This window comes from Pseudomonas sp. R1-6, assembly GCF_051132115.1.
Taxonomy (GTDB): domain Bacteria; phylum Pseudomonadota; class Gammaproteobacteria; order Pseudomonadales; family Pseudomonadaceae; genus Aquipseudomonas.
Genome location: NZ_CP071662.1, coordinates 3,845,431 through 3,872,049, shown reverse-complemented (window position 1 = coordinate 3,872,049; position 26,619 = coordinate 3,845,431). Strand labels below are relative to the sequence as shown.

Here is a 26,619-nt window from a genome sequence, read left to right as displayed (position 1 = left end):
CGAGCAAGCTCGCTCCCACATTGGATCTTCAGTGGATATGAATCCTGAGGCCGGCCCGAATCCCCTGTGGGAGCGAGCTTGCTCGCGATAGCCGTCTGGCATCCACCATGGTTGCAAGCTGAGCCGGCGCCATCGCGAGAGGGATGTGTTTGTATATCTGCGTGCATGAAAAAGCCCCGCCTGGCATAACCAGGCGGGGCTTTTTTACTTGGCGGTGGGATTAAGCGTGAGGTTTAGGCTCGTGCTCTTTTTCCAGCGCTTCAGTGTGACGCGGTGCGACTTCTTCAGCGGTGTGCTGAGGTTCGTCAAACGTCGGAGCCGGTTCAACCGGGGTTTCGGCGACCGGGGCAGGAGCTGCCTCGGCGACTTCTTCCACGGCCGGAGCGGGCTCGGCAGCAGGGGCTTGGGCGGCGGCAGCGGCAGCTTGTTCGGCTTCCTTCTGCAGACGCTCGGCTTCACGCTTGCGGCGGCGAACTTCGCGCGGATCGTTTGGAGCGCGACCGTTCGGAGTCAAGGCGCTGACAGGGGCAGGCTCTTCAAGCGGGGCCGGTGCTTCGACAACCACGGGCGCTTCGACCACTGGAGCAGGTTCGACCACTTCTGGCTCGGCCGCTTTCACCGGCTCTGGCGTCGGCTCAGGCTCGACAACGGCGGCCGTTGCGGCTGGCTCCGCGGTCCAGTTGAACGCAGTCTGCTCTTCGCGGGCAGGCTCTGGCGCCTTTTCCTCGATCGGTGCTTCGACAACCGGCTCGGCAGCAACAACGGGTGCTTCGACGACCGGCGCAGGCTCGGCGGCGACTTCAACTTCAGGCTGGGCTTCGGATGCCGGTGCGAGTTCCACTTCAGGTGAAGCGGTAGCTTCCACCGGGGCAGAGGATTCGACCACAGGCGCTTCAACCGGCGCGTTTTCCACCGCAGCGGTGGCACGTTCAGCCTGCTCGTTTGCCTGGGCTTCGGCCGGGGCGCTGATCGCGCTGCTGGCAACTGCCGCAGTGACCGCCAGGCCAGCGGCCAGGTCAGCAGCGCTTGGCGTTTCGGCGTTCTCGGTGGATTCGGATTCTTCCGAACCTTCGATCACGTTGCCATTGGCGTCGCGCTGACGCTCACGACGGTTGCTGCGACGACGCTGGCCACGGGAGCGGCGGCGTGGACGATCGCCTTCGGCGGTGTCCTGGCCGTCTTCCTGCAACTGCTCTTCGGTGTTCAGCACTTCTTCTTCGCTGGCAGCGGCGGCTGCCTGCTCGGCGCGTGGCTGGCGTTCCTCGCGTGGAGGACGCGGTGCGCGCTCTTCACGAGGCTGGCGAGCCGGACGCTCTTCAGCGACGGCGGCGGCAACGGCCGGGGCCGCATCCAATGGCTCTCGCAGTTCGCGAACGCGTTCTTCACGCTCGCCGCGAGGCTTGCGGTCTTCACGCGGCGCACGCGGTTGGCGTTCTTCACGCGGCGGACGCGGTGCGCGCTCTTCGCGGGCTACGGCCGGCGCTTCCTCACGGGCTTCGCGAGGTTGGCGCTCTTCACGCGGCTCACGTGGCGCACGCTCTTCACGCGGGGCACGTTCTTCGCGCGGCTTGCGCTCTTCGTCGCGACGACCGTTGCGGTTGCGGGTCTGCTGGCGACCGTTGCGGCGTTCTTCGTTGCGGGCCGGACGCTCGGAAGCGGCGGGCTTGGCGACGACGGTCGGGGCAGCCGGCTCTTCCTTGGTGGCGAACAGGCTGACCAGCGACTTCACCAGGCCTTTGAACAGGCTCGGTTCCGGGGCGGCGGCCGGGGCGGCAACCGGAGCGGTCACTTCGGTCGGAACCGGAGCGTTGGCGCGGGCCGGAGCGGTCTTGACCGCTGCCTCCTGGCGAACCAGGGTGCGAGTGGCGGCGGCCGGCTGGATGTCTTCCACTTCGGCAGCGGCAGCGGCGATTTCGTAGCTGGACTGGTTGGTGTGGGCTTCCGGGCTGTCATCACGCAGGCGCTGCACTTCGAAGTGCGGCGTCTCGAGATGATCGTTCGGCAGGATCACGATGCGGGCGCGGGTGCGCAGTTCGATCTTGGTGATCGAGTTGCGTTTTTCGTTGAGCAGGAACGCAGCGACCGGGATCGGCACCTGGGCGCGAACTTCGGCGGTGCGGTCCTTCAGGGCTTCTTCTTCGATCAGGCGCAGGATCGCCAGGGACAGCGATTCAACGTCACGAATGATGCCGGTACCGCTGCAGCGTGGGCAAACGATGCCGCTGCTTTCGCCCAGGGATGGACGCAGGCGCTGACGGGACATTTCCAGCAGGCCGAAGCGCGAGATACGGCCGACCTGTACGCGGGCGCGATCGGCTTCCAGGCATTCACGGACTTTTTCTTCCACGGCGCGCTGGTTCTTGGCCGGGGTCATGTCGATGAAGTCGATGACGATCAGGCCGCCGATGTCGCGCAGGCGCAACTGACGGGCGATTTCCTCGGCGGCTTCAAGGTTGGTCTGCAGGGCTGTCTCTTCGATGTCGCTGCCTTTGGTGGCGCGCGCCGAGTTGATGTCGATGGACACCAGGGCTTCGGTCGGATCGATGACGATGGAACCGCCGGACGGCAGCTCGACGACGCGCTGGAAGGCGGTCTCGATCTGGCTTTCGATCTGGAAGCGGTTGAACAGCGGAACGCTGTCTTCGTAGAGCTTGATCTTGCTGGCGTACTGCGGCATCACCTGGCGAATGAAGGTCAGGGCTTCGTCCTGGGCTTCGACGCTGTCGATCAATACTTCGCCGATGTCCTGGCGCAGGTAATCGCGGATGGCGCGGATGATCACGTTGCTTTCCTGGTAGATCAGGAACGGCGCGGAGCGATCCAGCGATGCTTCTTTGATGGCGGTCCACAGTTGCAGCAGGTAGTCGAGGTCCCACTGCATTTCTTCGCTGCTGCGGCCCAGGCCGGCAGTGCGCACGATCAGACCCATGTCGGCGGGGGCTACCAGGCCGTTGAGGGCTTCACGCAGTTCGTTGCGCTCTTCGCCCTCGATGCGGCGGGAGATGCCGCCGGCGCGTGGGTTGTTCGGCATCAGGACCAGGTAACGGCCAGCGAGGCTGATGAAGGTGGTCAGGGCGGCGCCCTTGTTGCCACGTTCTTCTTTTTCAACCTGGACGATGACTTCCTGGCCTTCGCTCAGCACGTCCTTGATGTTGACGCGGCCTTCAGGGGCTTTCTTGAAGTATTCGCGGGAGATTTCTTTGAGGGGCAGGAAGCCATGGCGCTCGGAGCCGAAATCGACAAAGGCAGCCTCAAGGCTTGGTTCGATGCGAGTAATCCGGCCTTTATAGATATTGGCCTTCTTTTGCTCGCGTGCACCGGATTCGATATCCAGGTCGTAGAGGCGCTGGCCGTCTACCAGTGCAACACGCAACTCTTCGGGTTGAGTTGCGTTAATCAGCATTCTTTTCATGTAGTACCGTCGGTTTCCGGGCTGCCGGAAACGGCGTTCGGCACACACGACTTCTCACGGTCGGTGTCAGGTGCGTCCTGGAAATGGCGGGGCCATTCCAGTGTCCAGCGAGTTCGACCCAATGATGGCGAAGTCGCGACGGACGCGTCCTGCTTGCTGGTACTCAAGCACTCAGTCAGGAGGAGGAATCAACCGGCGCCTGTGGACGAGATGAAGCGTCTAAATATAAGCCTAGTGCTACACAGTCCGACGGTTGTACATCTCCACCCTACACGTATCCCTGATAGTTCGGGTGCTGCCGCGCGCAGAATCCGCAGCGGGTTGGCATTTACCGTGAGCTCCGAAAGGGGAAGTCACGCATCATGGCTAATTTAGGCGTTGTTTCCGAAGCTCTCGCTCGGGGTCGTTCCCGGGTGACTGCACTTTGTGAACTGGCCGTGAATGTGGCGCGCAAGGCGAGTCAGAACTCTGCTTTGCGGCGTATTTCAGGCCTCATGTCACCTGCGCTCGTTGCACCTGCAAACTCTGCCGTTACGTAGCAAGAACCCCGTAGGACGGCCTCTCGTCCTCGTGAATTGCGTTGGTCAGGGCCGGTTTTTGACCGTTAGTCCGCTGTCCAGCCACTTTTGGCGGCGTTCGCGACTATAGCAGCAATGATTAAGTGCTTCAATTCCATAAAAAATTGTTATGATCGCCGCCATGACGACTACTGCCCCTTCGACCCCTGGCGTTCAACTGCTCGAGGTCTCGCCGGAATATGCCGGCCAACGAATCGATAATTTTCTCCTTGCCCGGCTCAAAGGTGTGCCCAAGACCTTGATCTATCGCATTTTGCGCAAAGGCGAAGTGCGGGTGAACAAAGGTCGGATCAAGCCCGAATACAAGCTGCAGGCCGGTGATGTCGTGCGTGTACCACCGGTTCGCGTGCCGGAACGTGACGAGCCGGTGCCTTTGGCCCAGGGCCTGTTGCAACGCCTGGAGGCTGCCATCGTCTTCGAAGACAAGGCCCTGATCGTGGTCAACAAGCCTGCGGGTATTGCGGTCCATGGCGGCAGCGGCCTTAATTTCGGTGTGATCGAAGCCTTTCGTCAGTTGCGTCCGGACGCCAAGGAATTGGAGTTGGTCCATCGTCTCGACCGCGACACCTCCGGCCTGCTGATGATCGCAAAGAAGCGCAGCATGCTGCGCCACCTGCACGAGCAATTGCGCGGCGATGGCGTCGACAAGCGCTACATGGCGTTGGTGCGTGGCCGCTGGGAGACCTCTGTCAAGCAGGTCCGCGCCCCGTTGCTCAAGAGTAACCTGCGTTCAGGCGAGCGCATGGTGGAGGTCAACGAGGAAGGCAAGGAAGCGCTGACCGTATTCAAGGTGCTTCGACGCTTCGGCGACTTTGCCACCATGGTCGAGGCCAAGCCGGTCACCGGGCGTACCCACCAGATCCGCGTGCACACTCTGCATGCCGGGCACTGCATCGCCGGCGACAGCAAATACGGCGATGACGATTTCACCAAGGAAATCCGTGACTTGGGCGGCAAACGCCTGTTTCTCCATGCCTATATGTTGACGGTGCCGTTGCCTGACGGCGGCGAGCTGAAGCTGCAGGCTCCCGTGGATGACATGTGGGCCAAGACCGTGGAGCGGTTGAGTGCATCCTGACTACAAGCTGCTCATATTCGATTGGGATGGCACTCTGGCGAACTCCATCGGTCGGATCGTGGATGCGATGCACGTTGCGTCGGATCGCACGGGGTTTCCCCGGCGGGATGATTTCGCGGTAAAAGGCATCATCGGTCTCGGCTTGCCGGAGGCGATTCGCAGCCTGTACCCGGAAATCGATGATCAAGAGCTGATCGTTTTTCGCCAGCACTACGCCGATCACTACATTGCCCTGGAAGCCGAGCCTTCGCCGCTGTTTGACGGCGTGGTGCAAACCCTCGGGGCCTTGCGGGAAGAGGGGTATCGGCTGGCGGTCGCGACCGGCAAGGCCAGGCGTGGGCTGGATCGGGTATTGAAGGCGCATGGTTGGGAAGATTATTTCGATATCACTCGTGCCGCGGATGAAACGGCGAGCAAGCCACATCCACTGATGCTTGAGCAGATCCTGGCTCATTGCAATGTGTCCGCTGGCCAGGCGCTGATGGTCGGCGACTCATCGTTCGACCTGCAAATGGCCCGTAACGCAGGCATGGGGTCGGTGGCTGTCAGCTATGGCGCGCAGACGATCGAGGCGCTTAAGGCCTTCGAGCCGTGCCTGGCGATCGACCATTTTGCGCAATTGCACGCTTGGTTGAGCCAGCGTGCCGATTAAGTTCTGATGGAGATACATGCATGACGGATGAATGGAAGGCACCGGCCAAGGCGAGCGCCGAGAGCGGTGACGATAAAAGCTGGAAGCTGCTGGAAAAGACGTTGCTGGCCAGCGTCCAGGAGCAGCGCCGGTCCCGTCGCTGGGGGATTTTCTTCAAGCTGCTGACGTTCATCTATCTCTTTGTCGCGCTAATGCTGTTTACGCCGCTGATGAGCATAGAGAAGGGGGCCGTGAGCGGCTCGGCTTATACGGCGCTGATCGACATCGAAGGCATGATCGCCGACAAGGAACCTGCAAGCGCGGACAATATTGTCGGCAGCCTGCGGGCGGCGTTCGAGGATCCAAAGGTCAAGGGTGTGGTGTTGCGCATCAACAGCCCGGGCGGTAGCCCGGTTCAGTCGGGTTACGTCTATGACGAAATCGTTCGGTTGCGCGGGTTGCATCCAGACATCAAGGTCTACGCGGTGATCGCCGATCTCGGTGCGTCCGGGGCCTACTACATCGCCAGTGCGGCGGACCAGATCTACGCCGACAAGGCCAGCCTGGTAGGCTCCATTGGTGTAACGGCGGCCGGCTACGGGTTTGTCGGCACCATGGAGAAGCTGGGCGTGGAGCGGCGGGTCTACACCTCAGGCGAGCATAAATCGTTTCTTGATCCGTTCCAGCCGCAAAAGCCGGAGGAAACCGCATTCTGGCAAGGCGTGCTGGACACCACTCACAAGCAATTCATCGCCAGCGTCAAGAAGGGTCGGGGCGAGCGTTTGAAAGACAAGGAGCATCCGGAGCTTTTTTCCGGGCTGGTCTGGTCTGGCGAGCAGGCTCTGCCGCTGGGCTTGATCGATGGCCTGGGCAGTGCCAGCTCCGTGGCTCGGGATGTAATCGGTCAGAAAGACCTGGTGGATTTCACTATCGAAGAATCGCCGTTCGATCGCTTCTCCAAGAAGTTGGGGGCGAGCATCGCTGAGCACTTGGCGATGTGGATGGGCTTCCAGGGGCCGGCGTTGCGCTAGGCTCTGGCGGGGCCCCTCGCCACAAATGGGTTGTCTGGGGTTTCAGGGAACCTGCACGCCCTCAGCCAGCAACATATCCACAAGGCGAATCAGCGGTAGGCCGATCAGGCTTGTGGCGTCCGGGCCTTCGGTGCTCTGGAACAGGCTTACGCCCAGGCCCTCGGCCTTGAAGCTGCCGGCGCAGTCGTACGGCTGCTCGGCGCGCAGATAGCGCTCTACGCGAGCTTGATCCAATGCCCGCATATTCACGGTGAAGGGTACGCAGTCGACCTGGCATCTGCCGGTCTGGCTGTTAAGCAGGGCCAGGCCGGTCAGGAATGTCACTCTGGCGCCGCTGGCGGCCATCAGTTGCTCGCGGGCATTTTCGAATGTGTGAGGCTTGCCCAGAATGCGGTCGCCGAGCACGGCGACCTGATCCGAGCCGATGATCAGGTGGCCTGGGTGGCTATCGGCGAGTGCCAGGGCTTTCTCCCGGGCCAGGCGCTTTACCAGTTGGGCCGCAGGTTCGTCGGCGTGACGGTTTTCGTCGATGTCCGGCGAACTGCAGACGAATGGCAGCCCCAGGCGGGCCAGCAGTTCCCGGCGGTAAACCGAGCTTGAAGCGAGTAATAAGGGCAGCATGGCTATCTCCGATGGGCAGGGAAGGATTCTAGCCAGGCACGCAAGTGACGGACAGGGCTGAATTTCCTTTGACATGGCCCGGTGCATCCCTATAATGCTGCGCCTATGTTGAATGACCCGATTCCACCTCACGTTGACCCGCGCAAATTGGCTGATCGTGGCACCACCCTCCAAGGTGAACTGCTGCTGGCCGATTTGAAGAGACTCTGCGACCCGCTTTCCGACGATGTCGGTACGGTCCAGGCCAAATTCGTTTTTGAACGAGATGAACGTAAATCTGTGGTAATCCACAGCTTTATCGACACTGAAGTCAAAATGGTTTGCCAGCGTTGTCTTGAGCTGGTCACCCTGCCGATCCACAGCGAATGCAGTTACGCGGTGGTGAAGGAGGGTGCGAATACCCAGTCGTTGCCGAAAGGTTATGACGTGCTGGAACTGGGCGAAGATCCTTTGGATCTGCAGTCACTGATCGAGGAGGAGCTTTTGCTCGCCTTGCCCATTGTGCCTGCTCATCATCCGGAAGAATGCCAGCAGCCGGCGGGAGCAGATGAGCCCGAACCGAGCGAGGACGAGGTAACGCGGTCCAACCCGTTCAGTGTATTGGCGCAGTTAAAGCGTGACCCAAACGTTTAGGAGTTAATCAATTATGGCTGTTCAGCAGAACAAAAAATCCCGCTCTGCCCGTGACATGCGCCGTTCGCACGACGCTCTCGAGGCTAGCACCCTGTCTGTAGAAAAAACCACTGGTGAAGTTCACCTGCGTCACCACGTATCGCCAGAAGGCGTATACCGTGGCCGTAAAGTGATCGACAAGGGCGCTGACGAGTAATCACTTGTCCGCTCAAGTCATCGCGATTGACGCAATGGGCGGGGACTTCGGTCCCCGCAGCATTGTCCAGGCCAGCCTTGCTTGCCTGCGTGCCACGCCCTCGCTGCACCTGACCCTCGTCGGTCAACCCTCCCTTCTAGAAGAACTGCTCGGCGGCCAATCGGCTGCGGATCGCGCGCGCCTGTCGATCATGCCCGCGTCCGAAATCATCGCCATGGACGAAAAGCCAGCCCAGGCCCTGCGCGGCAAGCCTGACGCGTCGATGCGGGTGGCCCTGGAGTTGTTGCGCGATGGCAAGGTGCAGGCGTGCGTCAGTGCAGGCAATACCGGGGCGCTGATGGCGCTGTCGCGCTACGTGCTCAAAACGTTGCCGGGCATCGATCGTCCGGCAATGGTGGCGGCGATCCCGACCCAGCGCGGGTTCTGCCAATTGCTTGATCTGGGCGCGAACGTCGATTGCAGCGCCGAGCACCTGCTGCAATTCGCCGTGATGGGTTCGGTTGCGGCGCAGACCCTTGGCATTGCGCGTCCTCGCGTGGCGCTGCTGAACATTGGCACCGAAGAGATCAAGGGCAACCAGCAGGTCAAGCTGGCGGCGACTTTGTTACAAAATGCACCGGGCATCAATTACATCGGATTCGTCGAAGGTGATGGCTTGTATCGCGGCGAGGCCGATGTGGTGGTGTGTGACGGCTTTGTTGGCAATATCCTGCTCAAGTCCAGCGAGGGATTGGCCACCATGATCGGGCAGCGCATCGAGGCGTTGTTCAAGCAGAGTTTGGCCTCGCGGGTGGTGGGTGCGCTCGCGCTGCCGTTGATGCGTCGGTTGCAGGCGGACCTGGCGCCGGCGCGGCACAACGGTGCAAGTTTCCTGGGGCTGCAAGGTATCGTGATCAAGAGCCATGGTTCGGCCGGGGTGCAGGGGTTTCAAAGCGCCATCAACCGGGCGGTGATCGAGATCCAGGAAAACCTGCCGGAACGCCTTCATGGGCGCCTCGAGGATTTGTTAACTTAGGCGTTTTCGTCCGACAATGCTTAAATGTGACCGGTCGGTTCAAGCCGTCATCCAACTGTCAGTTTCCTAGCGCCCCCAGGGGCGTCAATTTTTGACGACAAGATCATTAGGGGCTTTGTTTTCATGTCTGCTTCCCTCGCATTCGTCTTTCCAGGACAGGGCTCGCAGTCCCTCGGCATGCTGGCCGAGCTGGGCGCGCAATACCCGCTGATCCTCGAAACATTCAAAGAAGCATCCGATGCACTCGGCTACGACTTGTGGGCACTGACCCAGCAAGGGCCGGAAGAGCAACTCAATCAAACCGATAAAACCCAGCCGGCAATCTTGACGGCCTCCGTTGCGCTGTGGCGCCTATGGTTGGCCGAGGGCGGCGCGCGCCCGGCGTTTGTCGCCGGTCACAGCCTGGGCGAATACAGCGCCCTGGTGGCTGCGGGTAGCCTGAGTCTCGGCGACGCGGTGAAGCTGGTGGAACGTCGTGGCCAATTGATGCAGGAAGCCGTTCCGGCCGGGCAGGGCGGCATGGCCGCGATCCTCGGCCTGGAAGACGCCGACGTGTTGGCAGCGTGTGCCGAAGCGGCTCAGGGTGATGTGGTCAGTGCGGTCAACTTCAACTCCCCGGGCCAGGTGGTCATCGCGGGGGCCAAGGCCGCCGTCGAGCGCGCCATCGAGGGTTGCAAGGCCCGTGGTGCCAAGCGCGCCATGCCGTTGCCGGTCAGTGTGCCGTCGCATTGCGAGCTGATGCGTCCAGCCGCCGAGCGTTTTGCCGAGTCCATCGCCGCCATCGACTGGCAGGCTCCGCAGATTCCCGTGGTGCAGAACGTCAGCGCCAACGTCGCAGCAGACCTGGAAATCCTCAAGCGCGACCTGCTGGAGCAGCTCTACAAGCCGGTTCGTTGGGTTGAATCGGTCCAGACGCTGGCAGCCAAGGGTGCGACCGAACTGGTCGAGTGCGGTCCTGGCAAAGTGCTGGCAGGCCTGAACAAGCGCTGCGCCGAAGGCGTGTCCACTTCCAACCTCAACACCCCAGACGCTTTCGCTGCCGCTCGCGCAGCGCAAGCCTGAACAGGAGAAGCTTGCATGAGTCTGCAAGGTAAAGTTGCACTGGTGACCGGTGCAAGCCGCGGCATCGGCCAGGCCATCGCCCTGGAACTGGGTCGCCAAGGCGCCATCGTTGTCGGCACCGCGACGTCCGCTTCGGGCGCCGAGCGTATCGCCGCTACCTTGAAGGAAAACGGCATCCAGGGCACCGGTCTTGAGCTCAACGTGACCAGCGATGAGTCTGTTGCGGCGGTATTGTCCAGCATTCAGGAGCAGTTCGGCGCGCCGGCGATCCTGGTCAACAATGCCGGTATCACCCGCGATAACCTGATGATGCGCATGAAAGATGACGAGTGGTTCGACGTGGTCGATACCAACTTGAACAGCCTGTACCGGCTGTCCAAGGGCGTCCTGCGTGGCATGACCAAGGCTCGTTGGGGCCGAATTATCAGTATCGGCTCGGTTGTGGGTGCCATGGGCAACGCAGGCCAAGTAAACTATGCTGCAGCGAAGGCCGGTCTGGAAGGTTTCAGCCGTGCGCTGGCACGAGAAGTCGGTTCGCGCTCGATTACGGTAAACTCGGTCGCACCGGGTTTCATCGACACCGACATGACCCGTGAACTGCCGGAAGCGCAGCGTGAAGCCTTGTTGACACAGATTCCGCTGGGTCGTCTGGGGCAAGCTCAAGAAATCGCGTCCGTGGTCGCTTTTCTTGCTTCGGACGGTGCGGCATACGTGACTGGGGCTACAATCCCGGTGAACGGCGGGATGTACATGAGTTAAATGTGACGGATTGCTTCAAAAAAATGTCATACGAGCTGTCTAAAATCCGTTATAAAGCTGCAATCTATTTATAGGCGGCGGGCCCCAGGTTCGAGGAGTGAAGCTTTCGGTTGAAAAACCGAAAAGTCTTTCTATACACTTACCCACCGGCCAGCTGCCTGAATTTGTCCATTAGGAGTGAAAACAAGGTATGAGCACCATCGAAGAGCGCGTCAAGAAAATCGTTGCCGAGCAACTGGGCGTTAAAGAAGAAGAAGTTGTGAACACCGCTTCCTTCGTTGAAGACCTGGGTGCCGACTCCCTTGACACCGTTGAGCTGGTGATGGCTCTGGAAGAGGAATTCGAGACCGAGATTCCTGACGAAGAAGCTGAAAAGATCACTACTGTACAAGCTGCTATCGACTACGTTACCAGCCACCAGGCGTAATCGTATTCAGTCGTCGCTAGCTGTCATGGAAAAACCGCACTGCCATCACGGCGTGCGGTTTTTTCTTTAGGCCTGATGCAAAGTCGTCATTTGAAAAAGGAGAGTGCTGTGTCGCGTAGACGCGTCGTAGTCACCGGTATGGGTATGTTGTCGCCACTGGGCACGGATGTGCCGAGCAGCTGGCAGGGCATTCTGGCTGGCCGTAGTGGCATTGGTCTGATCGAACACACCGACCTTTCTGCCTATTCCACCCGTTTTGGCGGCTCGGTAAAGGGCTTCAATGTCGAGGAATACCTGTCGGTCAAGGAAGCTCGCAAGCTTGACCTGTTCATTCAATACGGCTTGGCTGCCGGTTTTCAGGCAGTGCGTAACGCCGGCCTGGAAGTCACCGACGCCAACCGCGAGCGCATCGGCGTGGCAATGGGTTCAGGTATTGGTGGCTTGACCAATATCGAAGAAACCAGCCGCACGCTGCATGATTCGGGGCCGCGACGGATTTCTCCGTTCTTCGTGCCGGGCTCGATCATCAATATGATTTCCGGTTTCCTGTCCATCCACCTCGGTGCACAGGGGCCTAACTATGCCATCGCCACGGCGTGCACCACCGGCACCCACTGCATCGGCATGGCCGCGCGCAACATCATGTACGACGAAGCCGACGTGATGATCGCCGGCGGCGCCGAAATGGCGGCCTGCGGTCTGGGCATGGGCGGTTTCGGCGCCTCCCGCGCGCTGTCGACCCGCAACGATGAGCCTGCACGGGCCAGCCGGCCTTGGGACAAGGGCCGCGACGGCTTCGTGCTGTCCGACGGCGCCGGTGCGCTGGTGCTCGAAGAATTGGAGCACGCCAAGGCTCGCGGTGCGACCATTTATGCCGAGCTGATCGGCTTTGGTACCAGCGGCGATGCGTACCACATGACGTCGCCACCGGCCGATGGCGCTGGTGCTGCCCGCTGCATTGCCAATGCCTTGCGTGATGCGAAGATCAATGGCGAGCAGGTCCAGTACATCAACGCCCACGGCACTTCGACCCCGGCGGGTGACCTCGCGGAAGCCCAGGCGATCAAGACGGTGTTTGGCGAGCACGCCTACAAGCTGGCCGTCAGTTCCACCAAGTCCATGACCGGTCACTTGTTGGGTGCGGCGGGGGCGGTGGAAGCCATCTTCAGCGTACTGGCGATCAATAGCCAGACCGCGCCGCCGACCATCAACCTCGATGAGCCGGACGAAGGTTGCGACCTTGACTTCGTGCCGCATACGGCCCGCAGCATGGACATCGATGTGGTGTTGTCCAACTCCTTCGGCTTTGGCGGAACCAACGGATCGCTGGTGTTCCGCCGGTTCGCCGGTTGATGGAAAGCTGGGTCGACGGTCAGCCGGCAGACGTCCTGTCGCTGAAAGATCGCGGCCTGGCTTATGGCGATGGGCTGTTCGAGACCATCGCCGTGCGCAATGGCGCACCTGTACTGCTGGAACGCCACCTGCAGCGTCTGGAGGCCGGTTGCCAGCGTCTGGCGTTCAACGTCGACTTGAGCGTGCTGGGTGCTGAGCTGAGCGCCTATGCCCAGCGCCTGGGCAATGGCGTGCTGAAACTCATCGTGACCCGGGGCAACAGCCTGCGTGGTTATGCGGCCGATCCGTCGAGTCCGGCCAGGCGTATTCTGCAAGGAGGCCCGCCGGCTGCTCATCCCGCCACCCATGCCGAACAAGGCATCCAAATGTTCCCCTGCACCGTGCGTTTGTCCGAACAGCCCTTGCTCGCCGGCCTCAAGCACCTCAATCGCCTGGAGCAAGTGCTGGCCCGCGCCGAGTGGCGCGACATCGAGCATGCCGAGGGATTGATGCTTGATACGTCCGGACGGGTGATCGAAGGCGTCTTCAGCAACCTGTTCCTGGTGCGCGATGGCGTTCTGTTCACAGCGGACCTGAGCCGTTGTGGCGTGGCCGGTGTGATGCGCGCCGAATTATTGTTTCAAGCCAAGTCCCAAGGCATCGCCACGCAAATCACCGACATCAGCCTCGAACAGCTGCACCAGGCCGATGAAGTCATGGTCTGCAACAGCGTTTATGGCGTGTGGCCGGTACGCGGGTGCGGTTCGGCGCGCTGGCCCGTTGGCCCGCTCACCCGTAAACTGCAGGCCCTTGCCCGTGCGCTATTGGATGCTTGATTCGTGAGACGTAAATTCTTGTTGTTGCTGGAGACCGGACTGGTTCTGGCAGGGCTGTTGTTGGGCGCTTCGGCCTGGAAAATTCATTCGGCGCTGCAGCAGCCGTTGAACATCACCCAGGAAGAGTTGCTGGATGTGCCCAATGGGACCACGCCGACCGGAACCCTCAATCGTCTCGAAGCCGATGGCCTGATCAAGGATGCGTTCTGGCTGCGCGTCTATTGGCGTTTCAATCTTGCCGGCCAGCCGTTGCACACTGGTGAATACCGGATGGTGCCGGGCATGACGATGGAAGGCCTGATCGGCGTCTGGAAGCGCGGTGAAGTGGTGCAGTACAGCGTGACGCTGGTGGAGGGCTGGAACTTTCGCCAGGTGCGCGCGGCGTTGGCCAAGGATGAAAAGCTCGAGCAGACGCTCGCCGGCCTGAGTGATAGCCAGGTCATGGATCGCCTTGGCCATTCCGGCGTATTTCCGGAGGGTCGGTTCTTTCCGGACACCTACCGATTCGTGCGCGGTACATCGGATGCCGACCTGCTGAAGAAAGCCTACGAGCGGCTCGATGATGTGCTTGCCAAGGAATGGGCGCAACGGGCCGCCGACGTGCCCTACACCCAACCCTATCAAGCATTGATCATGGCTTCGCTGATAGAAAAGGAAACCGGTGTGCCCCAGGAACGGGGTCAGATTGCCGGGGTGTTCGTGCGGCGCCTGCGCCTGGGCATGCTGCTGCAGACCGATCCCACTGTGATCTACGGCCTGGGGGAGCGCTACACCGGCAAGCTCACCCGTTCCCATCTGAAAGAACCCAATCCCTACAACACCTACCTGGTGCCGGGCCTGCCGCCTACGCCTATCGCGATGGTCGGGCGCGAGGCGATTCACGCAGCATTGAACCCGGCCGACGGCAACAGCCTTTACTTTGTTGCGCGGGGCGACGGCAGCCATGTGTTTTCCGATGATCTGGAGTCGCACAACAATGCGGTGCGGGAATACCAGCTCAAACGTCGCGCCGACTACCGCTCCAGCCCGGCCCCGGCCACACCTGAAGATTCGGCGCCGATTCCCGCCGCGTCACCTGATACCGCGCCGCAAGACGGGCCCCAGGTGCCGCCTCAGGATCCGGCCCCCGAACCGGATGCCAGTGAGCCACCGAACCCGCAATGACTTTGACTAAGGATCGCCCCGTGACTGGTTTGTTTATCACGCTGGAAGGCCCGGAAGGCGCCGGCAAGAGCACCAACCGCGAATACCTCGCCGGACGCCTCCAGGCCGCCGGCATCGAGGTGGTCTTGACCCGCGAGCCGGGCGGTACGCCGCTGGCCGAGCGGATTCGCGAGGTGTTGCTGGCGCCCCTTGAAGAAGTCATGAACCCTGACGCTGAGTTGTTGTTGGTGTTCGCTGCCAGGGCGCAGCACCTGGCCGAAGTGATTCGACCGGCGCTGGCCCGAGGAGCCGTGGTGCTTTGTGACCGCTTCACCGATTCGACTTACGCCTACCAGGGTGGTGGCCGAGGCTTGTCCGTCGAGCGTATCGCTGCGCTGGAAACGTTTGTCCAGGGCGACCTGCGGCCGGACCTGACCCTGGTTTTCGACCTGCCGGTGGAAATCGGCCTGGCGCGGGCCAGCGCTCGTGGCAGGCTGGATCGCTTCGAGCTTGAAGGGGCAACGTTCTTCAATGCCGTGCGCAACGCCTTCATCGAGCGAGCCAAGGCCGATCCGACGCGTTACCTGTTGATCGATGCCGCGCAGCCGTTGACCCAGGTCCAGCAATCGCTGGATGCGGTGTTGCCCGGGTTGCTGGAGCGTGCCCGTGGCTGAAGCCTATCCCTGGCAGGACGGTCTCTGGCAGCAACTGGCCGGCCGCACGCAGCATGCCCACGCGTACCTGTTGCATGGCCCGGCCGGTATCGGCAAGCGGGCGTTGGCCGAGCGCCTGATGGCGAGCCTTTTGTGCCAGGCCCCGACGGCCACGAATGCCTGCGGGGAATGCAAATCGTGCCTGCTGCTCAAGGCTGGCAGTCATCCGGACAATTACGTGCTGGAACCTGAAGAAGCGGACAAAGCGATCAAGGTCGACCAGGTCCGTGACTTGGTCAGCTTCGTGGTCCAGACCTCGCAAATGGGCGGGCGCAAAGTCGTGCTGGTCGAGCCGGTTGAGTCAATGAACATCAACGCCGCCAACGCTTTGCTCAAGAGCCTCGAAGAGCCTTCCGGCGATACCGTCCTGTTGCTGGTCAGTCATCAGCCGAGCCGTTTGCTGCCGACCATCAAGAGCCGCTGCGTGCAGCAGGCCTGCCCGCTGCCCAGCCAGGCGATGAGTTTGCAATGGCTCGCCCAGGCCATGCCTGACAGCACCGATGAGGAACGTGGCGAACTGCTGACCCTGGCCGCCGGTTCGCCGCTGGCGGCCGTCAGCCTGCAGGCCCAAGGCGTGCGCGAGCAGCGGGCGTTGGTGGTGGACGGCGTGAAGAAGCTGCTCAAGCAGCAACAATCTCCAACGCAACTGGCCGAAGGCTGGAACGCCATTCCCCTGTTGCTGTTGTTTGACTGGTTCTGCGATTGGTCGAGCCTGATCCTGCGTTATCAGCTTACCGAGGACGAAGCCGGCCTCGGATTGACCGACATGCGTAAAGTCATCCAATACCTGGCGCAAAAAAGCAGCCAGGACAAAATCTTGAACATCCAGGACTGGATTCTTGCCCAACGTCAGAAGGTGTTGAGCAAGGCCAACCTCAATCGCGTATTGCTGTTGGAGGCGCTGTTGGTGCAATGGGCGAGTTTGCCTGGTCGTACCTGACAGAGGCACTAGACTCAGCTCAATCGCAGCGGAGACCAGCATGAACGAACCTGTCAGTCCCGGACCACGCAACGGCATTCTGTCCCTGACCATCAAGGACAAGTCGGTGCTCTACGCGGCCTACATGCCGTTTATCAAAAACGGCGGCCTGTTCATTCCCACCAACAAGAATTATCGCCTGGGCGACGAGGTGTTCATGCTGCTGAGCCTGATGGACGAACCGGAAAAAATCCCGGTCGCCGGCAAGGTGATCTGGATGACTCCCAAAGGCGCCCAGGGCAACCGGGCCGCCGGCGTTGGCGTGCAGTTCAACGAAGGCGACAACTCGGCTCGCAACCAGATCGAAACCCACCTGGCCGGAACGCTCAAGTCCGACCGTCCCACCCATACGATGTAGCCTGGCCCTTTATGCTCGTAGACTCTCATTGCCACCTCGATCGCCTTGACCTCGCCGCCCATAGCGGATCCCTCGACGCCGCGTTGGATGCGGCGCGCCAGCGAGGGGTGGGGCATTTCCTCTGCATCGGTGTCAGCGCCGACAACGCCGCCGACGTCAAGCGCCTGGCTGAACGATACGAAGACGTCGATTGTTCGGTGGGCATCCATCCACTGGATGTGCAGCCCGATGCCACGCCGGCCCTGGATTGGCTGTTGCACGAACTCGATCATCCGCGAGTCGTGGCTATCGGCGAGACCGGGCTCGACTATCACTACGAGCCGGAGGCCGCCGAAGTCCAGCAGGCGTCGTTCCGGTTGCACTTGGAGGCCGCCAGGCAGACCGGTAAGCCGGTGATCATCCATACCCGTGGCGCGCGGGCCGATACCTTGGCATTGCTGCGGGACGCGGCGCTGCCCCACGCCGGTGTGCTTCATTGCTTCACCGAGGATTGGGATATGGCCAAGGCTGCCCTGGACATGGGTTATTACATTTCCTTGTCCGGCATCGTCACGTTCCGTAATGCCGACGCCCTGCGCGACGTCGCAAGCAAAGTGCCAGCCGATCGTTTGTTGGTGGAAACCGACTCGCCTTATCTGGCGCCCATCCCTTATCGTGGCAAGCCCAACCTTCCGCAGTATGTCCGGGAGGTTGCCGAATACCTGGCGATGCTGCGGGGGGAACCGTACGACCGGTTCGCGGAGCAAACCACCGAAAATTTCAAGCGGCTGTTCCCGTTGGCTCGGGTCCGTACGGCAAGAGCCTGAAATCGAGGCAAAAAAAACCCGGGTTCTGGGGGGTGAATCCGGGTTAAGACCATTAGGAGTAAAACAAAGGCACGCGGTCCGTTGGTACCTTTACCGGCGCGTCACTTGGGGGAGATGTCGTGCCGACAGTTCAAGTATTGATCAGTCTGGCGATGAGTCCAGTTTGACCGAGGTCGTTTTTAAACAAATTTGGAATACGTTCGCTTCGGATAAGTTCTCATTGCCGGCAAAGCCTGCCCAGGCGGGTCCGCGCTTACCAACTGAGGAGCTGGGGTCGCACCGTTTTGTGAAGAACTGTGGCCGTGCGCGGATGATCCGTGCATTTTTGCGTAAGTTAGGCATAATACCCGGCTTCGAATTTTGACCCTTCAGACCTTTTTCTTATGCACAAAGAACCTCGTAAGGTCCGTGAGTTTCGTCGCCGCGAGCAGGAAATTCTCGACACCGCGCTCAAGTTGTTCCTCGATCAGGGTGAAGACAGCGTCACCGTCGAGATGATTGCGGATGCCGTGGGTATCGGCAAAGGCACGATTTACAAACACTTCAAGTCCAAGGCAGAGATCTACCTGCGGCTGATGCTCGATTACGAGCGGGATTTGAACGAGCTGTTGCATTCGGCCGATGTCGACAAGGACAAGGAAGCGCTGTCCCGAGCGTACTTCGAGTTCCGCATGCGCGACCCGCAGCGTTACCGCTTGTTCGATCGCCTGGAAGAAAAGGTGGTCAAGGGCAACCAGGTGCCGGAAATGGTCGAGGAGCTGCACAAGATCCGCGCCTCGAATTTCGATCGCCTGACCTTGCTGATCAAGGGCCGGATCAGCGAAGGCAAGCTTGAAGACGTCCCGCCGTATTTCCACTACTGCGCTGCCTGGGCGCTGGTGCACGGCGCGGTGGCGCTGTACCACTCGCCGTTCTGGAGCAATGTGCTGGAAGACCAGGAAGGCTTTTTCCAATTCCTGATGGATATCGGTGTGCGCATGGGAAACAAGCGCAAGCGCGACACGGATACGCCGAGCAGTTGAGGCATTCAGCTGCTTAATTGCGCCATGTCCGCTTACATGGCGGAGTGCCCCAGGAATATACTCGGGCTTGGGTCTTGCGAAAACTTGATTTCTAGGTCAATTTTCACGGGCTCGATTCTTCTTTCGCCGGAGTGATCCATGATCGTTGACCGTCAAGGCAGGCGTTTTCGCAATTTGCGGATCAGCCTGACTTCAGCCTGCAATTACGCCTGTACCTACTGCGTGCCTGATGGCAAGCGGCTGGTGGCTGCGCAGGATGAACTGTCGGCCGAGGCCATGGCGCGAGGCGTGGCGTATCTGATCGAAGCGGCCGGAATCGAGCGGTTGCGCATCACGGGTGGCGAGCCGCTGGTCAGCCCCAAGCTTGAGAGCTTCATGACAGCGGTAGGGCAGATGGGCCTTGAGGACATCAGCCTGACCACCAACGGCCAGCTGCTGGCCAGGAAGCTGCCGCTGCTAATGAATGCCGGTATCCGCCGGATCAACGTTTCCCTCGACACCCTGGACGCCGCTGCCTTTCGCAGCATAGCCCGCGGAGGAGACCTGGCGACTGTGCTCGATGGCATGGAGCAGGCCCGGGCGGCGGGCCTGAAGATCAAGGTCAACATGGTGCCGCTGCGCGGGCAGAACCTCGATCAGGTGATGCCGTTGCTTGAATACTGCCTGGAACGTGGCTATGAGTTGCGCTTCATCGAGTTGATGCGCATGGGGCACCTGGCCAAGGATTCCAATGCGTTCCTTCAGCAATTCGTCAGCCTTCAGCAACTGCTGGGCCTGATTGGCGACCAATACGAATATCTGCAAGCCGACGCTCCCGTCGATGCCACGGCTGTGCGCTATGAAATTCCCGGGCTCGGGCACTTTGGCGTGATCGCCAACGAAAGCGTGCCGTTCTGCCGAACCTGTTCGCGACTGCGGTTGTCTTCCACTGGCTGGCTGCACGGCTGCCTGTCGTCGAGCAACCGTCATTACGTCGGCGATCTGCTGGACAAGCCCCGACACCAGGCGTTGCCGGCGCTCCAGCGCTTGCTGGTCAAGGCGTTGGGAGACAAGCAGGAAGTAGCGTTCTCGGGTGGCGCGACCATCATGAAAATCATTGGCGGCTGACTGGCTTCTCGTGGCGAGGCGCATACCCTGCAAGCTGGCGCAAAAGCTGCATCCCACGGCCATTCGCCGGTTTTCCGTCACCGGTTTTTGGAGGATAGGATGCGTAGCCTGTTTTTGCTGCTGACCGTTTTGACGCTTGGTGGCTGCATGAATGTCAGCGATATGGGGGAGGGCGTTCGTTATCACATGAGCGATGCCGGCCTGCTGGACCATAGCGACAGCCGCCGTGTAAACAACCTGCGCATCCAGCCGGATTCCTTCATCTACATCGCTCAGGGCGCTTTTGCTCCGCCAGGTAGCGCCTATCCGCGACCCAACGTCGTGGCTGAAGAAGCCTTCAATGGATTCATCGAATATTTCCCGATGGTTCGTCGCGCCCGGGTCCCGGAAGGCCTCGATCAGGCGATGGGTGAAGCGCGTGCCGCCGGTGCCCACTATTTGCTCTACACCCGATTTGCCAAGGCGGACAACCGCATCGGCAACACCGACGAATGGCTGGATGAAGAGGCGGTGGATCGCCTGGGTGTCGACACCAGTGTGATTCAAATCATGTTGATCGAGACCAGCACCCAGTATTTGATTGATACTGCACGCATCAAGAGTCGTGGCGGTTTGCTGACGTTGCACGACAAGCAGCCACAAGACCTCATCGCCGCGCCGTTGCGTGAGTACGCCCGCAGCTTGTTGGGGATGAGCAACGAATAAACAGAAGGGGGCACCATGAGCGGACCGCAAAAAGCCAATGACCTGCTGGGGCAGATCCCCAAGACCAAAGGCCTGCCGCCGGTCCACTTGTGGAACCCTGACTTCTGCGGCGACATCGACATGCGCATCGCCCGCGATGGCACTTGGTACTACCTGGGCACCCCCATCGGACGCAAGCCGATGGTCAAGCTGTTCTCCACCATCATTCGCCGCGACGGCGATGATTACTTTCTGATTACCCCTGTGGAAAAAGTCGGCATCAAGGTCGATGACGCGCCGTTCGTGGCCGTGACCCTGGAGGTCGAAGGAGAGGGGGAAGGGCAGTTGTTGCGCTTTACCACCAATGTCGAGGAAGTCACCGAAGCCGGCCCGGAACATCCGATGCGGGTGATGATCGATCCCCAGACCCAGGAACCGGCGCCTTACATTCATGTGCGCAGCAATCTCGAAGCGCTGATTCATCGCAATGTGTTCTATCAATTGGTGGAGCTTGCGGTCAGCCGTGAGATAGATGGGCAGCGCTGGTTGGGCGTCTGGAGTGGTGGCGAGTTTTTCCCCATCGGCCTGGAGCCCTGATTTTTCTGTAGGGGCGAGCTTGCTCGCTTTCACAAGGCGCCAAAAATTCAAATTGACACCCAATCGTATGATGATTAGCGTGGGCACCTAACAAGAAATGCCCACGGGGTGCTCATGTCCAGCAGTTTTCACGCGTCGACCGTCGATTGGCTGGGGGGCTGGATCGCCGCCGGCCAGGTCAAGCCTGGGCAAACCATCAAGGTCGAGGCGGATCTGGGCGAGCAACTGGGCGTCAGCCGCACGGTGATTCGCGAAGCCATCAAAACCTTGGTGGCCAAAGGCATGCTGGAAGTCGGGCCGAAGGTCGGCACGCGGGTATTGCCGGTGCGCCGCTGGAACCTCTTTGATCCACAAGTGGTGGGCTGGCTGTCGCGCAGCGGCTTGCCGGAGAATTTTGTCGACGATCTGCTGGACCTGCGCCGCACCATCGAACCGATGGCCGTGCGCTGGGCCTGTGAACGGGCGACGGCCGACCAGGTGCAGGCGATCCGCCTGGCCTATCATGCGCTTGAGCGGGCGGTGGACAGCGGTGCGGATTACAACCGCGCCGACCAGTTCTTCCACGAATGCATCCTCGCGGCCAGCCACAATCAATTCATCGAACAAATGGTCCCAGCCCTCGGAGCGTTGTTGGCGGTTTCGTTCGAGGTGTCGGCCGCCGACCCGGACGAACTGCGCCGCACGCTGCCGATCCACAAGGACATCGCCGAAGCCATCGCCGCTCGGGACGCGACGCGAGGCGTCTGGGCCTGCATGACGCTGATCGATAACGCAGACCTGGCCATCAAGCGTTTTTACCCCAATGTCATGGCCGGTCGAACAGACAACGCCGGGAAACTCGGGAACAGGAGGTTTTAAATGAAGTGGACGGCTGTGACGGAGCATCGGGCGAAGCTGGGCGAGGGGCCTTTTTGGGACGAGCCGACCCAGGCGCTGTATTGGGTCGATATTGCCGGCAAGCAGGCGTTGCGGCTGATTGGCAAGAACGTGCAGATCTGGCAGATGCCTGAGCACGTCTCTGCATTCATCCCGACCCAGAGCGGCGATGCCTTGGTGACGTTGAGCAGTGGCGTTTACCGGTTGGACCTGGACTCCCCAGGACTGGAACCGCGCCTGAAGTTGCTGTGCATGGCCGATCCCCAGCCGGGCAATCGCGCCAACGAAGCCCGCTGCGATGCGTTGGGCCAGCTCTGGCTGGGCACCATGCAGAACAACATCGGGGAAGATGGCGAAGACTTGCCCATCGAGCAGCGCTCCGGTGGGCTGTTTCGTGTCGGCGGCGATGGCCGCGTGATGCCGCTGTTGCGTGGCTTGGGCATCCCCAACACATTGTTGTGGAGCCCTGATGGCACGACCGTCTATTTCGGCGAGAGCCTGGACGGGACCCTTTATCGGCACTTCATTTACCCCGATGGAAAACTCGCGCCCGCCGAAGTCTGGTTCGGACCCCATTCCCGTGGCGGGCCGGATGGTTCGGCGATGGATGCGCGGGGCTATATCTGGAATGCCCGTTGGGACGGCAGTTGCCTGCTGCGGTTGCATCCGGAGGGTCACGTCGATCAGGTGATCGAATTGCCGGTCAGTCGCCCTACCAGTTGTGTATTCGGTGGTGAAGACCTACGGACTTTGTATATCACCAGTGCGCAAAGTCCCCTCAATCACCCATTGGACGGGGCGGTGCTATCGATGCGCGTCGATGTGCCGGGCGTGGCTTGTACACGGTTCGCGGGGTAAATCCCAAAATGTGGGATGTAAATATATATATTGAGATTATTTGGCGGTCGGGTTTATAGTCGGCTCCATCAGCAATACGCACTCACACTTAAAAAAACAAAACAGGTGAAGTGATGCATCGTTTTTTCCCGGAACGCCTCGGCGGTGTTCGCGAATCAGTGTTGAGCCCACAGCTTTTGAACCGGCCATCGTTGGGTGTCCGGTTTTTGTCGTGTGTTTGCACTGGAGGCCCCGTCCATGGCTGAAGCGCTTTGCTTGCCGCCGGTGCCTGAGCCCGTGAAGGGCGAACGCCTTAAAGACAAGGTCGTGCTGTTGACCGGCGCTGCCCAGGGCATCGGCGAGGCCATTGTCGCCGCGTTCGCTTCGCAACAGGCCCGGCTGGTCATCAGCGACATCCAGGGGGAAAAGGTCGAAACCGTCGCCGCCCATTGGCGTCGACAGGGTGCGGATGTCCAAGCGCTGAAGGTTGATGTCTCGAACCAACAGGATTTGCACGTCATGGCCCGCCGGGCGGTCGAGTTGCATGGTCGCATCGACGTGCTGGTGAACTGCGCAGGCATCAACGTGTTCCGCGATCCGCTGGAAATGACCGAAGAGGACTGGCGCCGTTGCTTTGCCATCGACCTGGATGGCGCTTGGTACGGTTGCAAGGCGGTGTTGCCACAGATGATCGAACAGGGCGTGGGCAGCATCATCAACATCGCGTCGACCCATTCGTCCCACATCATTCCCGGTTGTTTCCCATACCCCGTAGCCAAACATGGCCTGCTGGGCCTGACCCGTGCCCTGGGCATCGAGTACGCACCCAAGGGCGTGCGGGTGAATGCCATTGCGCCGGGCTACATCGAGACTCAACTGAACGTCGACTACTGGAACGGCTTTGCCGATCCCCAGGCCGAACGCCAGCGCGCGCTGGACCTGCACCCGCCACGGCGCATCGGGCAGCCGATTGAAGTGGCAATGACGGCCGTATTCCTGGCCAGTGACGAAGCACCGTTCATCAATGCCTCATGCATCACCATCGATGGTGGGCGTTCGGTCATGTACCACGACTGAACATTCTTGGATTGCGGAGGGAAACTTCGCCTGTAATCCAATCATCATACGATATGACTATTTACACCTATGCTTGTGCAGTAACACGATTTGACCGGCCAGCCTGCGCAATTCCACCCATGTGGAGCAGATCCCTGGACGTTTGGCTTTCAATAAAAAAAACAAGGAGTCAGCTATGAAATATCGTCGTGGGATCCGTTCCCTGTGTCGTGCCGCCCTGGCGGTGACCGCGGTCAGCCTTAGCAGCAGCCTGCTGGCAGCGGATCCGGTAAAAATCGGTTTCCTGGTCAAGCAGGCGGAGGAGCCCTGGTTCCAGACCGAGTGGGCTTTCGCCGAGAAGGCGAGCAAGGACAAAGGCTTCGAATTGATCAAAATCGCCGTGCCCGATGGCGAAAAAACCCTTTCGGCCATCGACAGCCTTGCCGCCAACGGTGCCAAGGGCTTCGTGATCTGCCCGCCGGACGTGTCTCTCGGCCCAGCCATCATGGCCAAGGCCAAGCTTAACGATCTCAAGGTGATCGCCGTCGACGACCGTTTCGTCGACGCCAAAGGCAAGTTCATGGAGGACGTGCCATACCTGGGCATGGCGGCCTTCGAGGTGGGCCAGAAGCAGGGCGCCGCGATGGCCGCCGAGGCGAAAAAGCGTAACTGGGACTGGAAAGACACCTACGCGGTGATCAACACCTTCAACGAACTGGACACCGGCAAGAAGCGCACCGACGGTTCGGTCGATGCCTTGAAGAAAGCCGGGATGCCGGAAGACCACATTCTGTTTGCGGCGCTCAAGACCCTCGACGTCCCCGGCAGCATGGACTCCACCAACTCGGCGCTGGTGAAGCTGCCAAGCGCTGCGAAAAACCTGATCATCGGCGGTATGAATGACAACACCGTGCTGGGCGGCGTGCGCGCCACCGAAGCAGCCGGCTTCAAGGCGGCCAACGTGATCGGCATCGGCATCAACGGCACCGACGCCATCGGCGAGTTGAAGAAACCGGACAGCGGCTTCTTCGGTTCGATGTTGCCAAGCCCGCACATCGAAGGCTACAAGACCGCCGAAATGATGTACGAGTGGATCACCACCGGCAAGGAACCGCCGAAGTACACCGCCATGGACGAGGTGACGCTGATCACCCGGGAGAACTTCAAGCAAGAGCTGGAAAAGATCGGCCTGTGGAACTGACGGCCGGTTGATTCAAAAGCGGCCCTGGCCACATGAGTGGCAGGGTCGCTTGATCTCTGTGAGTTCGAGGTGGTTATGCAAGCGCAAACAGCGACACGGCAACACAACATCGGCGGCAGCTTGCGATTCAACGGGATCGGCAAGTCCTTTCCTGGCGTGCAGGCGCTGGCCAATATCAGTTTCGTTGCTCATCCGGGGCAGGTGCATGCCTTGATGGGCGAGAACGGCGCGGGCAAGTCCACGTTGCTGAAAATCCTCGGGGGCGCCTACATCCCGAGCAGCGGCGACTTGCAGATCGGCGAGCAGACGATGGCCTTCAAAGGCACCGCCGACAGTATCGCCAGCGGTGTGGCGGTGATTCACCAGGAATTGCACCTGGTGCCGGAAATGACCGTCGCGGAGAACCTGTTCCTCGGTCATTTGCCGGCGCGTTTCGGCCTCGTCAATCGCGGCGTACTGCGTCAGCAGGCGTTGACATTGCTCAAAGGGCTTGCGGACGAAATCGACCCGCAGGAAAAAGTCGGTCGTCTGTCCCTTGGCCAGCGCCAGTTGGTGGAAATCGCCAAGGCCTTGTCCCGTGGCGCCCACGTCATTGCCTTCGACGAACCGACCAGCAGCCTGTCGGCCCGGGAAATCGACCGTTTGATGACGATCATTGCCCGCCTTCGGGACGAGGGCAAAGTGGTGCTGTACGTCAGCCACCGCATGGAGGAGGTGTTCCGCATCTGTGACGCGGTGACGGTCTTCAAGGACGGTCGTTATGTCCGCACCTTCGAGAACATGAGCGAGCTGACCCACGATCAGTTGGTCACGTGCATGGTCGGTCGCGATATCCAAGACATTTATGACTACCGCCCCCGCGAGCGCGGCGATGTGGCGTTGCAGGTGAAAGGCCTGCTCGGGCCGGGCTTGCGCGAACCGGTGAGTTTCCATGTACACAAGGGCGAGATCCTCGGCTTGTTCGGGCTGGTCGGCGCCGGTCGTACCGAGCTGCTGCGTTTGCTCAGTGGCCTGGAACGTCAGAGCGAGGGCAGCCTGGTCCTGCACGGCAAGGAGTTGAAACTGCGTTCCCCCCGGGATGCCATCGCCGCTGGTGTGCTGCTCTGTCCGGAAGATCGCAAGAAGGAGGGCATCATTCCGTTGGGCAGCGTGGCCGAGAACATCAACATCAGCGCCCGTCCGGCTCATTCCGCGCTCGGCTGCCTGTTGCGTGGCGAGTGGGAGCGGGGCAATGCCGACAAGCAGATCAAGTCGCTCAAAGTGAAGACCCCGGCGGCGAGCCAGAAAATCATGTACTTGTCCGGCGGTAACCAGCAGAAAGCAATCCTGGGACGCTGGCTTTCCATGCCGATGAAAGTCCTGCTGCTTGACGAGCCGACGCGAGGCATCGACATCGGCGCCAAGGCCGAGATCTACCAGATTATCCACAACCTGGCGGCCGATGGCATCGCGGTGATTGTGGTGTCCAGTGACTTGATGGAAGTGATGGGCATTTCCGACCGAATCCTGGTGCTGTGCGAAGGGGCCATGCGCGGCGAGTTGCCGCGTGACCAGGCCGACGAATCCAACCTGCTGCAACTGGCGCTGCCGCGCCAACGCGTTGCCGACGCGGCGAACTGAGAGGTAAAT

Annotated in this window: 27 protein-coding genes; 25 read left to right on the top strand and 2 right to left on the bottom strand. The window is 60.7% G+C overall.

Annotation, left to right across the window (positions count from 1 at the left end):
* Window positions 1–220: 220 nt before the first annotated feature.
* Window positions 221–3,412, bottom strand: coding sequence for a ribonuclease E (gene rne / locus J3P81_RS17375; protein ID WP_434560022.1), 3,192 nt, complete (start codon window positions 3,410–3,412; stop codon window positions 221–223).
* Window positions 3,413–4,111: 699 nt separating this feature from the next.
* On the opposite strand from rne, the gene rluC reads away from it, so the two are divergent.
* Genes rluC through J3P81_RS17360 form a run of 3 tightly spaced genes read left to right on the top strand, consistent with a single transcriptional unit; the run spans window position 4,112 to window position 6,730 of the window.
* Window positions 4,112–5,068, top strand: coding sequence for a 23S rRNA pseudouridine(955/2504/2580) synthase RluC (rluC, locus tag J3P81_RS17370; protein ID WP_434560020.1), 957 nt, complete (start codon window positions 4,112–4,114; stop codon window positions 5,066–5,068).
* Window positions 5,058–5,720 (top strand): HAD-IA family hydrolase, encoded by a 663-nt coding sequence (locus J3P81_RS17365; protein ID WP_420767180.1) that lies wholly within the window; start codon window positions 5,058–5,060, stop codon window positions 5,718–5,720. The genes rluC and J3P81_RS17365 overlap by 11 nt, the downstream gene beginning before the upstream one ends.
* Before the next feature lie 20 nt (window positions 5,721–5,740).
* Window positions 5,741–6,730, top strand: a complete 990-nt coding sequence (locus J3P81_RS17360) for a S49 family peptidase (protein WP_434560018.1) — start codon at window positions 5,741–5,743, stop codon at window positions 6,728–6,730.
* A 42-nt stretch (window positions 6,731–6,772) separates the two neighbouring features.
* Here J3P81_RS17360 and J3P81_RS17355 read toward each other — a convergent pair whose 3' ends face one another.
* Window positions 6,773–7,351: a Maf family protein gene (locus J3P81_RS17355; RefSeq protein WP_420767182.1), complete on the bottom strand. Its 579-nt coding sequence runs from the start codon at window positions 7,349–7,351 to the stop codon at window positions 6,773–6,775.
* Between the two features lie 105 nt (window positions 7,352–7,456).
* On the opposite strand from J3P81_RS17355, the gene J3P81_RS17350 reads away from it, so the two are divergent.
* The 22 genes from J3P81_RS17350 (at window position 7,457) to araG (ending at window position 26,610) form a co-directional block, all read left to right on the top strand.
* Entirely contained in the window at window positions 7,457–7,984 is a 528-nt protein-coding gene (locus J3P81_RS17350; protein WP_003204262.1) for a YceD family protein, read from the top strand.
* A 13-nt stretch (window positions 7,985–7,997) separates the two neighbouring features.
* The gene (rpmF, locus tag J3P81_RS17345; protein ID WP_003179396.1) at window positions 7,998–8,180 is read left to right on the top strand and encodes a 50S ribosomal protein L32; all 183 of its coding nucleotides are present in this window, start codon (window positions 7,998–8,000) and stop codon (window positions 8,178–8,180) included.
* Window positions 8,181–8,184: 4 nt separating this feature from the next.
* Window positions 8,185–9,195, top strand: a complete 1,011-nt coding sequence (gene plsX / locus J3P81_RS17340) for a phosphate acyltransferase PlsX (RefSeq protein ID WP_434560016.1) — start codon at window positions 8,185–8,187, stop codon at window positions 9,193–9,195.
* A 123-nt stretch (window positions 9,196–9,318) separates the two neighbouring features.
* Entirely contained in the window at window positions 9,319–10,257 is a 939-nt protein-coding gene (gene fabD, locus J3P81_RS17335) for an ACP S-malonyltransferase (RefSeq protein WP_434560014.1), read from the top strand.
* 15 nt (window positions 10,258–10,272) lie between these two features.
* Window positions 10,273–11,016: a 3-oxoacyl-ACP reductase FabG gene (fabG, locus tag J3P81_RS17330; protein ID WP_420767185.1), complete on the top strand. Its 744-nt coding sequence runs from the start codon at window positions 10,273–10,275 to the stop codon at window positions 11,014–11,016.
* 190 nt (window positions 11,017–11,206) lie between these two features.
* Window positions 11,207–11,443, top strand: a complete 237-nt coding sequence (gene acpP / locus J3P81_RS17325) for an acyl carrier protein (protein WP_003175607.1) — start codon at window positions 11,207–11,209, stop codon at window positions 11,441–11,443.
* 108 nt (window positions 11,444–11,551) lie between these two features.
* The gene (gene fabF, locus J3P81_RS17320) at window positions 11,552–12,796 is read left to right on the top strand and encodes a beta-ketoacyl-ACP synthase II (protein ID WP_109754384.1); all 1,245 of its coding nucleotides are present in this window, start codon (window positions 11,552–11,554) and stop codon (window positions 12,794–12,796) included.
* Window positions 12,796–13,611, top strand: a complete 816-nt coding sequence (pabC, locus tag J3P81_RS17315) for an aminodeoxychorismate lyase (RefSeq protein ID WP_434560012.1) — start codon at window positions 12,796–12,798, stop codon at window positions 13,609–13,611. The genes fabF and pabC overlap by 1 nt, the downstream gene beginning before the upstream one ends.
* 3 nt (window positions 13,612–13,614) lie before the next feature.
* Window positions 13,615–14,775 carry an endolytic transglycosylase MltG gene (gene mltG / locus J3P81_RS17310; protein WP_434560010.1) on the top strand — a complete coding sequence of 387 codons (1,161 nt, stop codon included), beginning with the start codon at window positions 13,615–13,617 and terminating at the stop codon, window positions 14,773–14,775.
* A gap of 20 nt (window positions 14,776–14,795) precedes the next feature.
* Window positions 14,796–15,428, top strand: coding sequence for a dTMP kinase (gene tmk / locus J3P81_RS17305; RefSeq protein WP_434560008.1), 633 nt, complete (start codon window positions 14,796–14,798; stop codon window positions 15,426–15,428).
* Complete coding sequence (locus J3P81_RS17300; protein ID WP_434560006.1) at window positions 15,421–16,407, top strand: DNA polymerase III subunit delta'; 987 nt, start codon at window positions 15,421–15,423, stop codon at window positions 16,405–16,407. The genes tmk and J3P81_RS17300 overlap by 8 nt, the downstream gene beginning before the upstream one ends.
* A 40-nt stretch (window positions 16,408–16,447) precedes the next feature.
* On the top strand, window positions 16,448–16,804 hold the full coding sequence (locus J3P81_RS17295; protein ID WP_186611513.1) for a PilZ domain-containing protein: 357 nt from the start codon (window positions 16,448–16,450) through the stop codon (window positions 16,802–16,804).
* Between the two features lie 11 nt (window positions 16,805–16,815).
* Window positions 16,816–17,610: a TatD family hydrolase gene (locus J3P81_RS17290; RefSeq protein ID WP_434560004.1), complete on the top strand. Its 795-nt coding sequence runs from the start codon at window positions 16,816–16,818 to the stop codon at window positions 17,608–17,610.
* Window positions 17,611–17,993: 383 nt separating this feature from the next.
* On the top strand, window positions 17,994–18,632 hold the full coding sequence (locus J3P81_RS17285) for a TetR/AcrR family transcriptional regulator (RefSeq protein ID WP_039593659.1): 639 nt from the start codon (window positions 17,994–17,996) through the stop codon (window positions 18,630–18,632).
* Window positions 18,633–18,770: 138 nt separating this feature from the next.
* Window positions 18,771–19,739 carry a GTP 3',8-cyclase MoaA gene (locus J3P81_RS17280; RefSeq protein WP_420767192.1) on the top strand — a complete coding sequence of 323 codons (969 nt, stop codon included), beginning with the start codon at window positions 18,771–18,773 and terminating at the stop codon, window positions 19,737–19,739.
* A gap of 99 nt (window positions 19,740–19,838) precedes the next feature.
* A complete protein-coding gene (locus J3P81_RS17275; protein ID WP_039593661.1) occupies window positions 19,839–20,444 on the top strand; it encodes a DUF4823 domain-containing protein in 606 nt (201 codons plus the stop codon).
* Window positions 20,445–20,459: 15 nt separating this feature from the next.
* The gene (locus J3P81_RS17270; protein WP_420767193.1) at window positions 20,460–21,020 is read left to right on the top strand and encodes a DUF1285 domain-containing protein; all 561 of its coding nucleotides are present in this window, start codon (window positions 20,460–20,462) and stop codon (window positions 21,018–21,020) included.
* 114 nt (window positions 21,021–21,134) lie between these two features.
* Window positions 21,135–21,878, top strand: a complete 744-nt coding sequence (locus J3P81_RS17265) for a FadR/GntR family transcriptional regulator (RefSeq protein WP_434560002.1) — start codon at window positions 21,135–21,137, stop codon at window positions 21,876–21,878.
* Window positions 21,879–22,754 (top strand): SMP-30/gluconolactonase/LRE family protein, encoded by an 876-nt coding sequence (locus J3P81_RS17260; protein WP_434560000.1) that lies wholly within the window; start codon window positions 21,879–21,881, stop codon window positions 22,752–22,754.
* A gap of 237 nt (window positions 22,755–22,991) precedes the next feature.
* Complete coding sequence (locus tag J3P81_RS17255; RefSeq protein ID WP_434559998.1) at window positions 22,992–23,810, top strand: SDR family oxidoreductase; 819 nt, start codon at window positions 22,992–22,994, stop codon at window positions 23,808–23,810.
* A 175-nt stretch (window positions 23,811–23,985) separates the two neighbouring features.
* Complete coding sequence (locus J3P81_RS17250; RefSeq protein WP_420767197.1) at window positions 23,986–24,990, top strand: substrate-binding domain-containing protein; 1,005 nt, start codon at window positions 23,986–23,988, stop codon at window positions 24,988–24,990.
* A 75-nt stretch (window positions 24,991–25,065) separates the two neighbouring features.
* Window positions 25,066–26,610, top strand: a complete 1,545-nt coding sequence (araG, locus tag J3P81_RS17245; RefSeq protein WP_420767198.1) for an L-arabinose ABC transporter ATP-binding protein AraG — start codon at window positions 25,066–25,068, stop codon at window positions 26,608–26,610.
* Window positions 26,611–26,619: the final 9 nt, after the last annotated feature.